The 11,391-nt window shown below is 50.3% G+C and carries 8 protein-coding genes; all 8 read right to left on the reverse strand.

Annotation, left to right across the window (positions count from 1 at the left end; genetic code table 11):
- Positions 1-129 (reverse strand): Rid family hydrolase (locus ON16_RS00500; RefSeq protein ID WP_040658536.1); only part of this gene is annotated, 129 nt, incomplete at its 3' end.
- A gap of 315 nt (positions 130-444) precedes the next feature.
- Positions 445-1,341 carry a glycyl-radical enzyme activating protein gene (locus ON16_RS00505; protein ID WP_040658538.1) on the reverse strand — a complete coding sequence of 299 codons (897 nt, stop codon included), beginning with the start codon at positions 1,339-1,341 and terminating at the stop codon, positions 445-447.
- Positions 1,342-1,481: 140 nt separating this feature from the next.
- Positions 1,482-3,854, reverse strand: a complete 2,373-nt coding sequence (locus ON16_RS00510; protein WP_040658539.1) for a glycyl radical protein — start codon at positions 3,852-3,854, stop codon at positions 1,482-1,484.
- A gap of 157 nt (positions 3,855-4,011) precedes the next feature.
- Positions 4,012-5,421, reverse strand: coding sequence for an alanine/glycine:cation symporter family protein (locus ON16_RS00515; RefSeq protein WP_040658541.1), 1,410 nt, complete (start codon positions 5,419-5,421; stop codon positions 4,012-4,014).
- A 360-nt stretch (positions 5,422-5,781) separates the two neighbouring features.
- Positions 5,782-7,110, reverse strand: coding sequence for a hypothetical protein (locus ON16_RS00520; RefSeq protein ID WP_040658542.1), 1,329 nt, complete (start codon positions 7,108-7,110; stop codon positions 5,782-5,784).
- Between the two features lie 61 nt (positions 7,111-7,171).
- Positions 7,172-7,723, reverse strand: a complete 552-nt coding sequence (locus ON16_RS00525) for a helix-turn-helix domain-containing protein (RefSeq protein WP_040658544.1) — start codon at positions 7,721-7,723, stop codon at positions 7,172-7,174.
- A gap of 895 nt (positions 7,724-8,618) precedes the next feature.
- Complete coding sequence (locus tag ON16_RS00530; protein ID WP_040658545.1) at positions 8,619-9,968, reverse strand: aminotransferase class I/II-fold pyridoxal phosphate-dependent enzyme; 1,350 nt, start codon at positions 9,966-9,968, stop codon at positions 8,619-8,621.
- Positions 9,969-9,992: 24 nt separating this feature from the next.
- Positions 9,993-11,372, reverse strand: coding sequence for a thioether cross-link-forming SCIFF peptide maturase (gene scfB, locus ON16_RS00535; protein WP_040658546.1), 1,380 nt, complete (start codon positions 11,370-11,372; stop codon positions 9,993-9,995).
- Between the last annotated feature and the right edge of the window lie 19 nt (positions 11,373-11,391).

Consider the following 11,391-nt stretch of genomic DNA (forward strand, 5'->3'; position numbering starts at 1 on the left):
GGCGACCTCGCCGGTTCCCGGCGTCAGGGCCACCTGACCGGAGGCAAAGAGGAACCCGTTGACGGAAATTGCCTGAGAATACGGCCCGATGGCCGACGGCGCGTTGTTTGTAGAGATAATGTTTAGCATAATCTTCACGTTCCTTTGACGAAATCATTATTATCAAATAAAAGTCCATGCTGGCTTACAGCAATAAGCTTTTTCCGATAATAACTTCTGTTATGTCGGTGCTACACGATTGGGTTTAGTATCAAGGGCGGCCACCGGAAACTGCGTATGTTGCCTTGAAATACTACTTATAGCGATTGTTTATTTGTGGATTAGTTCGCAACGGTGGTTGATCAGTTCTCTTTCAATATCGTCTGCGCACACTCCAACATCGGGATGCTTGTCCTCGCGAACACAATTGATTGTCCTGCCTTTACTTCTTCATTCGGTATTTTATCAGGTGAAGTCAGCTATCTCGACGCCTTCTGACTGGATAATTTCTTTAAGCTGTGCGATTTCCTCCTTTGAAGGACGATAAAACTCATCGTGCTCATAGGGAATACCCAGTGCTTCGTATTTGATGGTGCCAAATTTATGGTATGGAAGCAACTCCATTTTTGCCTTGGGAAGATTGGCATGGACGTATGCCGCCGAGCTTCTTATGTTTTCCTCGTCGCTGTTGACACCTCCGATAGTCGGAATACGGATGACTACATCGGCGGGGATCTCATTCAGATGCTTAATATTCTGAAGCGTCTGTTTATTGGACACACCGGTAAAAAACCGATGTTTTTCATCGTCCATATGTTTCAAATCCATGAAAATGAGGTCCATGCGCGCCAAGGCTTTGCGCACCTTTTCAAATTCAAAGTGTCCGCAGGTTTCCATATCCATGGAATATCCCATGTCGTATATCTGCTCGGTCAGATAGTCGAGAAACGCAGGCTGGCTTGTACACTCTCCGCCCGAAAAGCTGATTCCGCCTTTGGAAAATTGATAAAAAATAGAATGTTTATGAATTTGCTTTAATACATCATCCGCATCCATAAGGCTAACCATTCTGGTCCTTGCTTTTTTCGGGCAGACATCAACACATTTCCCGCAGGCAATGCATTTTTCCCTTTCGAGATTCATGTTTATGCCGATACCCTGCGGACACGCTTCCGTACATGCTCCGCAGCCTATGCATTTCCTTTGATACCACCCGACAAGGGGATTTTTCGCAAACCCCTCCGGATTTGAACACCATTTACAGCGAAGGGGACATCCCGCCATAAAGATCGTGGTTCGGATGCCATCTCCGTCATTGACGGAAAACGGCTGCAGCTGCATAATATAACCTTTAACGCCCATCGTTCACCTCAAAATAGCTTCACGCACACAACGCCATGTTCTCTGACTGTATAAAAATACCTTACGGAAAAGTGGAAGAGGGATCGTTACCCCCCTCCACTTTTCGTTTTGTTACATCAATTTCTCGGTTCCTTCAGGTATTAGAAATCCTCGTGAGCATTTCTTGCCATGATGGAATTCTGCATTTCCGTGGAGAGGTTGGTGAACTGTGCGCTGTATCCCGCAACGCGGACAAGAAGGCTTCTGTACTTGTCAGGATTTTTCTGTGCATCCTTCAGAACTTCATTGGAAACCGTATTAAACTGCACATGGAAACCGCCGAGAGTGAAATAGCTCTGGAGCATTGCCCCAAGATTTGCGCGGCCTCTCTTTGTAGCGACCAGATCATGATTCAGTCTCAGGTTCAGCAGCGTTCCGCCGCTGTGCAGATCATGATTCATCTTGGCAGCACTTCTCAATGCCGCAAGGCAAGTGGAGGTATCCGTGCCCGTTACAGGGGACACGCCCTCGTTGATGGGCTCCTTCGCGTGTCTTCCCTCAGGGGTTGCACCAAGAACCTTGCCTGTGGGCAGGTAGTTGGAAATACCCATGAATGCCGTCACAAAATGAGAGCCGTAAATGTCCTTGTACTGAACGACTTCATCGTGATAGAAGCTTGCAAGGTCTCTTGCAATCGTATCCACATAGTCATCATCATTGCCGTATTTCGGGCAAGCTACGCACTTTTCTCTGAGCTCCTCGTAACCCTCCCAGTTGGCGTTCAGCGCATCAATAAGCTCTGGAATGGTCGTGACCTTGTCCTCGTAAACAAGCTTTTTAATCACCGCGAAGGAGTTCGCGGTTACTGAGAGGCCAACGCCCGTGAATACAGGCCCAATGTTGTACTTCGCCCCGCCGTCAACAAGATCAGCGCCGTTCTTCAAGCAATACTCATTGCAAGCCGACATGAAAGGTCGATGACCGATTTCCTTGTGGATCTCCTGCGCGGTAACAAGGCTGATAACGCCGTGTTTCACAAGATTCTTAAACTGCTTCTTCCACGCCTCGACAATTTCGTCGTAGGACTGAAAAGTCTTAGGGTCCTTCTCGGGAACTGCGACCTGCTTGCCCGTCAGCCTGCTCTTTCCTTCATTCAGTGCAAACTCCAACGCAGCAGCAAAGTTGATGGAACAGGCCGACGTCCACTCAAAGGTCTTTCTGGAATGAGGAACCACGCATCCACAGTTGTTCCAATCTCTTGCATCCTTTGGATCATAACCCAAGTTGGAAAGCATTTGATAGCCTGTTTTGTCGCCGTGGATTGCCGGGAAACCACAGCCCGTGGACACAAGCTCTGTGACTGCCTCCATAAACTCAGGCGGACAATCGGGATGGATACGGCAGCTCAGCGTAGGCTGATGCGTCATAATCTCTCGTGTAGCCTGAATCGCCATGTAGGAGATCGTATTGGTGGCGTCCGTGCCATCAACCTTGGTTCCGCCAACAGTCAGATTCTCGAAGTTCGTATAGCCAGCAAAGAAACTTGCCGTGTTTTTGGAGATCGTCCACGCCCACTCTGAATATTTGAGCCAAAGGAGCTGCACAAGCTCCAGCGCTGTGTCGTAGTCGATTCTGCCGGCGTCAACATCAGCCTTATAATAGGGATACATATACTGATCAAAGCGCCCTGGATTCCATGCAAGCGGATTCTCCGCAATGATCCCGCCGAGCTGCACAAACCACACAAACTGGATCGCCTCTCGGAACGTCTGCGGGGGATTCTCAGGCACTGTCGAGCAAATCTTTGCAATCTCAAGCAGTTCAGCCTTTCTCTTGAGATCGGATTCGGCTTTGGCCATTTCCTTTGCCTTATCTGCATATCTGTGGGCAAAATCAATCATACCATCGCAGACAAGGATCATGGACCGATAGAAATCAATCTTCTTTCGATCTTCCGGACTTGTATCATCCAGCTCGCTCATACGCTCAATGGCCTCGGCCCTGATCCCGCCGTAGCCCTTCGGGAGGAGCTCGTCGATATAGTCTGCGGAGATCTCACCTATGCCATTTCTCCATTTGGAGTCCGTATCAAGGAAGCCGGTGTCCACCCCGATGATTCTGGTGTCCTCGGGAATCCGGGAGAGAAACGCTTCCTCGACGGACTTTCCCTTCCAATACGGGAAGATGTTTTCCTTGATAAACTTTGTCTGCTCCGGAGTCACATCATATGGGTCCTGACCCCGCTGGGGGAACGTATCAATCTCTTCGTTGATCCAGAGCCATCCGAACTCAGGCGTCAGGATTGCGCACTTGCGATACTCGCCGCTGGTGCCAACTACAAGTTCTCCTTCCCAAATAGTGACTGAAAGCTCATGAAGAGTATCCTTGAATGCCTGCGCCGTACGGAGGATGTGTGGCTGCCCTTCCGTTTTCTGAAATGACTTTGTCCAGGCCCATGCTCTCTCATATGAGATATGAGGCATGGTGTTCACATACTTCTGTCGGATATTCTCGACTCTCGCTGTTACTGCCATTGTCAATCACCTCTCAGTTTTAAAAATCGCTTTGTCATTCAACTATGTGCTATTTCCTATTGTACGCTATAACGTACAAAATTCAACTGTTATAACGTACATATTCTTGATACAATTATTGTACACTCGTACAATGCGCTAAAACGTACAAAATAACTCAATCTTTAAAGTTTTTCAGATTTTCTTTAATCACATCCATGTTGGTTGCGTTGTGATCCTGTTCATAGAGTTTTGTAATCTTGATTACAACGCCTGAAAGTGCAATTAACGCAATTACATTAGGAATGATCATAAGTCCGTTGAAGGTGTCGGTAAGACTCCAAACAAGGTCAATCTCCGTAATGGAGCCAATAAACGCCGCGGGGATCCAGACGAGCCGCACAATCGTCGCGACCAGCTTCTTGTGTTTCTTAAAAATATAACCCCATGCGCACTCGCCGTAGTAGCACCAGCCAATCAGCGAGGAGAATGCGAAGAAGGCGATCGCAAGCGCAACGAACACACCGCCAAACCAGCCGTAAGTCATGCTGAACGCCTTTGCCGCCAAGGAAGCACCCTTAAGTCCGGAATCAATAGCGCCCGATGCCAAAACGACAAGCGACGTCATGGTGCAAATGGCAATCGTTGTAATAAATACCTCAAAGATGCCCCACATGGCCTGCTTGACCGGATTATCCACATCTGCCGTTGCATGAAGCATAGGTGCCGAGCCAAGGCCCGCTTCATTGGAAAGGAGCCCTCTCGCGACGCCATAGCGCATAGCCAGCATGATGCCGTAGCCCATGATTCCGCCGCCGGCAGATTTCATATTGAACGCCCCTTTGAAGATGGAACCAAACACGCCGGGAACATACTTAATATTAATTGCAACCACAATCAGCGCGCCTACAATGTAGAAAATTGCCATAATGGGGACAAGCTTCTCCGCAACGCTGGCAATTCTTTTAACGCCGCCAAAGATGACCATTGCGGCAAGAATCGCGACAACAAGGCCTGTTATCCACACCGGGAAACCGACTGCATCGTGCAGAGAAACGGAAATGGAGTTCGTTTGCGTCATATTGCCTGTGACAAAGCAGCAAAGGCCCGCACAAATCGAGAAAAATATAGCAAGCGGTTTGCAGTGAACACCATCCTCCAGATAGTACATCGGTCCACCGTAATGAATACCGTTTTCATCAGTTCTTCGGAAATAAACAGCAAGCAAAACCTCAGAGTACTTTGTCATCATTCCGCAGAGTGCGGATATCCACATCCAAAAAACCGCGCCCGGGCCGCCTGTTACGATCGCTGTGGAAACACCAGCGATGCTGCCTACGCCCACAGTCGATGCAACCGCAGCCGCCATGGCTCCAAATGAAGAAACGTTCTTGCTCTCTTGCGCCTTGTCACCGCCCTTCGCAAAAGCAAAGACGGTATTGTTTAGGATCTCTTTCGCTTTTCTGAACTGAAAAAAGTTTAATCTGATGGACATGTAAATGCCGATGCCAAGAAGCATAGCGAGAACCACAGGCCCCCATACAAAGTTATTGACTGCTGAGTTGACATTTGAGATTACTTCCAGCACTGATAATTCCTCCTCATTCACTATCTTTTAATAATTTCCCTCAGTAAGATATGTTATAACGCACATATCTTTTCATATACTATAACGCATATTTTGAGGTTAAAATATAGCCAGAATGTGTCCATAAATAAAACCTCTACAAGTACAATTGTAGAATTTGCACTAAAAGTGGGCTTATATTAAAAATATTTATAATAAAAAGTCAATGTCGGATAGATACATCCGACATTGACCATTTGTGATGTTTATAATATGGAGTAAATTCTCCTGCGAAAATAATAGTATGCCGCGCTTTTGCTTGTAAGTTATATTGTACAAACTGGATTGCTTTCACATATTGAAGTCGCGCAAAAGCAATGCCTATGCGTTCAGGAGGATCTCCACGATTCTGGAAGGCCTGCCCTTCTTGCCGCAGAACTCCTTACCGGTAGTGGTCGCATAGCCCGCCATCTCCAGACACTCCAAAAGTCTGCTGGCGCGCCTGCGGCTGATGGAAAGCGCATCCGCCAGAGATTTCGCGGTAAAGCATTTCGTGTGTTCTCTGCTCAACGTAGTGATGACTCTGGCAATGGTTTCCACTCCGATATTGGTCTTGGCCGCAACTTTCTCACAGTAGCTTATCATGCCGCATTTGCCCTCTTCGGAGGTCTTTCTTGCTTCAATGGTATAAATTGACTTATCATCCAGCATGACCACGGAACCGCTTTTACCCAGCGCCATACACTTTCTCAAGGCTGATTTCGAGAGCCTCACAGCATTGCTGGCGCTTACACTGCTTCCGATTCCTATTGAGATCACATTGGTACATTCTCTGGTGAGCCAGTCCAACAGCTCACAATGCCTGAAATTGTCACTTGTTTTTTTAATGCTTTCAGCCGTTGTAACGATTACGTACCCGCTTGAGCCGATCTCAAATACAGCGCCGGAAACATTCGCCGCATACCGGTAGATAATTTCCATGACCTTAAGTCTGGTAGCGCTTGCGCCAAAATCTGAATCGTCGATCACTATGTAATCGGGTGGAAGACCGATATCCACCGATACGACAGCAATGTTGCTCCCGGTATCCATAGCCGACAGTATCCACCCTTTTGCATTTCTGACGCACTCTCTGATCTCATCCAAAGACGGGTGGGCCAGAATATGCGGGACATTTGCAGTTTCCATAAGCGTGGCACAACCCGAAAGAGACGTTATACAACCGGAGCAACCGTCGGCGTCTGCGTAATGATTGCGATGAAAATTATATACGTTAAGTTCATGGTCGGGGTTGGACGAATTTGCCAGATAGCACTTTATGTGAAGCTTCTTCTCGGGATATTTCAGTTCGTCATATACTTCACGCAGTACCGATTCCTCATAGGTATCAAAGCTCAGCCTTCCAAGATCCCAACCCGTTCTCTGCGCCAGAAGGAGCCCACGGTATAGCGATGCATCCGTTACAGGCACATAGAACCAAGGAATCTCCGCCTTTAAGCGGTTGGTAGTAAAGCGATATGCTTCGGCGCAGGCAAAAACGACCACATCATACTTCTTCTGCTTGCCATCCAACAGGCCCGGAGCTTCCTTGTAACTGTCATAGAACACATATTCGGTATCAATGTCTGCAAACTCATGGCCGAATAGCTCACGAAACTTATCATAATATACTTCCCGGTGTTTCGTTGGCAACGCTATCGCAAAAAACATTCTTCACCTCGGCTGTTTCGTCTGAGCCTTACTGCTCATCTATGTTTCCTGCCTGCGCAACTCACTTATACTTCATAATATTATGGAATATAAGCTCCTCGTCAGAAGGATTGGCATAGCAGTGCGTGGAGTTTCCATTAAATGAGAAAGCCTGTCCGGCTCTTACCAAGTGCGAAACACCGTTGACCGTCATTTCCAGAGTGCCCTGCGTAACAACAATGTATTCCATACCAACATTAAGGTGGGGAATGGATTCATGCTTCGTGTGCGGTTCAATGACAATTTTATAATAGTCAAAGCCGGATATTGGGTCAAATGGGAAGACGTTGTAAAGCATCATATGGCTTTCTTCCTCAAGGACCGGTTTAATATCAGCGATATTTACAACCTCGTTATTCTCGTCAGGCTCCGAAATAAGAGATGATAGAGTGATTTTTAGGCCGGAAGAAATTCTCCAGAGCGTCAAAACCGTGGGAGCTGATTCTCCTCTTTCAATTTGACCGAGCATAGCCTTTGATACGCCTGTAAGTTTTGACGCGGCATCAAGGCTAAGCTTCCGCTCTTTTCTTACTCTTTTAAGCATTTCACCAATACTTTTTGATATATTATCCACGCTGCAAATACCTTCCTGAAATTTATTTCCCGCTTAAGCTACATTGGATCAGTTTATACTCTAAATTATTTTATCTATGCGTTCCAACCAGAACAATCGCCCGGAAGAAGATAGGCGCCTCTATATGGTTGGCTATCCTAATTTGGGTCTGCGGTTCTGCCCGCAATCTGCCCAATATACAGCACATTTTATCTCCATTCCAGTAAAAAGGCAAGGAGAAGTTTGCAAAGTGGCGTGGGGCGCAAAGTCATAATATGAAGTGCAAGAAAGAAACCCGATCTTTTTTGCACGATTTCTTTATAGGAAGAAAAAGCTATGCACGGGGATTTTACTTCGATTTGGTAGATCGGCTCTTCCTTGCATGGACATAGGAAGAAAGCCGGTCTGCCCACTACACAGCAAAAAGATTGGGCGTAAATGAAAGCACTGTTTACCCTAAACGGAAGCATGGCCATCCTAATATAGTGAGAGATATGACTGACATAGCCTTAGGGTTTGACGCATGGAACAACTATTCAATAAAATTGTCTCTGACGGCAACGCCGCTCTGTATGCCAGCATGTCTGTCGTGGTTGCCGTGGCAGAGAGCAGGAAGTAAGGAAAAACCCTGTTTTTAAAATTTTGAGGCAAAAATAAACCGCCCGATTCCAGATGGAATCGGGTGGTTTTGACGTTTTGGTTACAGTTTGTCCATCGGGCTGTCGGCGCTGAATTTTTTATATACCAGAGGACAACCGGAAGCGGGCGCGCACATGGGGTTAAACGGTATGGGGGATGGGCGGTTGGAGGGGGCAAAGCCTGTTCGCTTTAAAAAAATCGGAAAGAGGTGCGTGTTCCCCTTTGCCGCCGACTTGACTGCGGTGATCTGCGCAAGGCGGGGCAGTACAGGGCGCGTTCAGCGCTCTCTGACAACCTGTACGGAGGAGATTCCGTAGTAAGCGAACACCTCTATCGCGCTCTGCGAAATGCGCTCGCCGCCCACCACAACGGGAACTGCGGGAGGACAGCTGACGGTGGGCGCGGCTAAAATGCGTCCTTCCGCCAGAGAAGCGGGAACGGATTCGCTGGGGGCAAAGGCCGCTTTTCGGGGAGAGCAGACCGTTTCCGGGGGAAGAAGGACCGGACAGCGGCGCAAAAGCGGCTTTTGACGGGGGTTGTGCCCGAGGGCGGATAAAATCCGGTTGAAATCCTGCTCAGTATTTTCCGGCGTGGCCATCAGCACGGCAAAATCCGGGTCGGCGTACTCGCACTCCACCTTGCCCTGCCGTAGCAGCGCGGCCAGCTCTTTCCCGTCCCAACCGCTTTCCGCGGCGGCAAGCGTGAGCTTCAAGGGGTCGCTTTTGGCAACGATCCATCCGTTGCCCCGCAGAGCGGCTCGAAGGACCTCCAGCCGCGCCGCGCAGGCGGTCAGTCGGCTTGGGTAATCCTCTGCCAGATGGCGGTTTGCAAAATCCAGAGATTGCAGGATGAGATAGGAGGGGCTGGTTGAGCCGAACAGCGCCAACGCGCGTTTTCCATTTTCCATAAAATCCGCCGGAGCATGCCGGCTCACATGAAGATACGCCCCGCCGGTCAACACCGGCAGCGTCTTGTGGGCGGAGTCGCAGCACAGATCAGCGCCTAGATCAATGGGGTGGGTGCTGTGAGGCAGAAATTTGAGGTAAGCACCGTGCGCCCCGTCTACTAAAAGAGGAGCACCGAACCGGTGGGCGGTTTCTGCCAGCGCCGCAATGTCCGGCGCGCCGCCCAAATAGTCCGGCGCGGTGAGATAGACTGCGGCGGGAGGACGGGATAGACGCTTGAGAATTCCCTCCAGCTGCAAGGGGGATATGCCGCACCGGCACAGGGAGAAGCCGTCGTCCTCCGGCCAGAGCCAGACGATTTCCACGTCCAGCAGGGCGGCCGCCAGCACAAAGGACTGATGGGCATTTCGGGCGGCCACGATCACCGGGCGCTTCCCGCCGGACGGGGCGTGGAGTATGGAGAGATACAGCATCGCCCGAATGCACTGAGACGAACCCTCCGTGGAGTAGAAGGTGGCGGCGGTGCCAAACAGGGCCGCGGCATTGCGCTCACTCTGGGCGATGACGCCGTCTGCCTGATACAGCGCATCCGCTCCGGCAATTTCCGTAATGTCCAAGCGCTCGCAGCCCAGCGGCCCGCGGCCCTTGTGCCCGGGCATGTGAAGTCTTGAGACGCCGCTTTGCAGATAAGCGCTTACAAAATCCGCGATGGGGGTTTCCATACTGTGTGCCTCCCGGTTTTCTGGTTATTTGCCCAGCTTTTCCGCCACCTGAATCATAATGGAGCACTCCATGCGCTTGCGGAACAGCTCGCAGCCGTAAGCGTAGGTACCCCGGAGAGACCCGGTGGCGTGGTATGCGTTGGCGGCGCATCCGCCGGAGCAGTACAGCTTGGCCCAGCAGTCCGCGCACTCGGGTCTGGAATAGGCGTTGCAGCTGCGGAACTCCTCCTGAATGGCGGTGTTGTCAACGCCGTTCCAAATATCTCCCAAACGGAACCGCTCATCACCCACAAACTGGTGGCACGGGTACAAATCGCCCCAAGGCGTCACAGCCATGTACTCCGTTCCGGAACCGCAGCCGGAGATGCGCTTATAGATGCAGGGACCGCCGGTAAGGTCGAGCATGTAGTGATAGAAAGTAAAGGGCTGGCCGGCCTGTTTCCGCTCCAGCATCTCCTTGGCAAGCTGCTCGTACTGCTCCAATACGATGGGAAGGTCTTCCTGCGTCAGGGCGGCGGGATCGGTTGGGGCGCAGACGACCGGCTCCATGCTCAGCTCGGTAAAGCCCAAATCCAGCATGGCGTGGATGTCGTTGAGAAAGTCGGGATTTGCGTGGGTGAAGGTGCCGCGCATATAGTAGTTTTTGTTTCCTCTGGCCTGCACCAGCTTTTGAAACTTGGGGACAATGCGCTCCCAGCTGCCGTTGCCGGCGTAATCCACCCGGCAGCGGTCGTGGATTTCCTTGCGTCCGTCCAAAGATAAAACGACATTGCTCATCTCCCGATTGGAAAAATCGATCACGTCGTCGTCGATCAGCATCCCGTTGGTGGTGAGGGTAAACCGGAAGTTCTTGTGGGTGTCCTTTTCGATGCTGCGGGCATACATCACCAGCTGCTTTACAACGTCCCAGTTCATCAACGGCTCTCCGCCGAAAAAGTCCACCTCCAGATTTGTGCGGCTGCCGGAATGCTCCACCAGATAGTCCAGCGCACGTTTTCCGACCTCAAAGCTCATCACGGCGCGGTCTCCGTGATACTTCCCCTGACTTGCAAAGCAATAGGCGCAATTGAGGTTGCAGGTGTGGGCCACATGCAGACACAGCGCCTTCACCACGCCGTTGCTGCGCTCTTTAAAGGCATCGGCCAGCGGCGCAAAGGTATCGGGAGTGAAGAGCTTTCCGCTGCGCTCCAGTTCCGCCACATCCTCAAGACACGCGCGTAGCTCCGCTTCATTGACGTCGGGGCGGCCGCTGTACTTTTCCAGAAGGTGGGCAATGATTTCGTCAGCGCTTTTTTCGCGATACAAGGAAATCACGTCATAAGCCACCTCGTCCACCGCGTGGATCGCGCCGGAGCAGGTGTCCAAAACGATGTTGCAGCCATTGAGCTGATATTGATGTACCATAATTCCTCCGTGTTATCCG

The sequence above is a fragment of the Oscillibacter ruminantium GH1 genome, assembly GCF_000307265.1.
GTDB classification, from domain to species: domain Bacteria; phylum Bacillota; class Clostridia; order Oscillospirales; family Oscillospiraceae; genus Oscillibacter; species Oscillibacter ruminantium.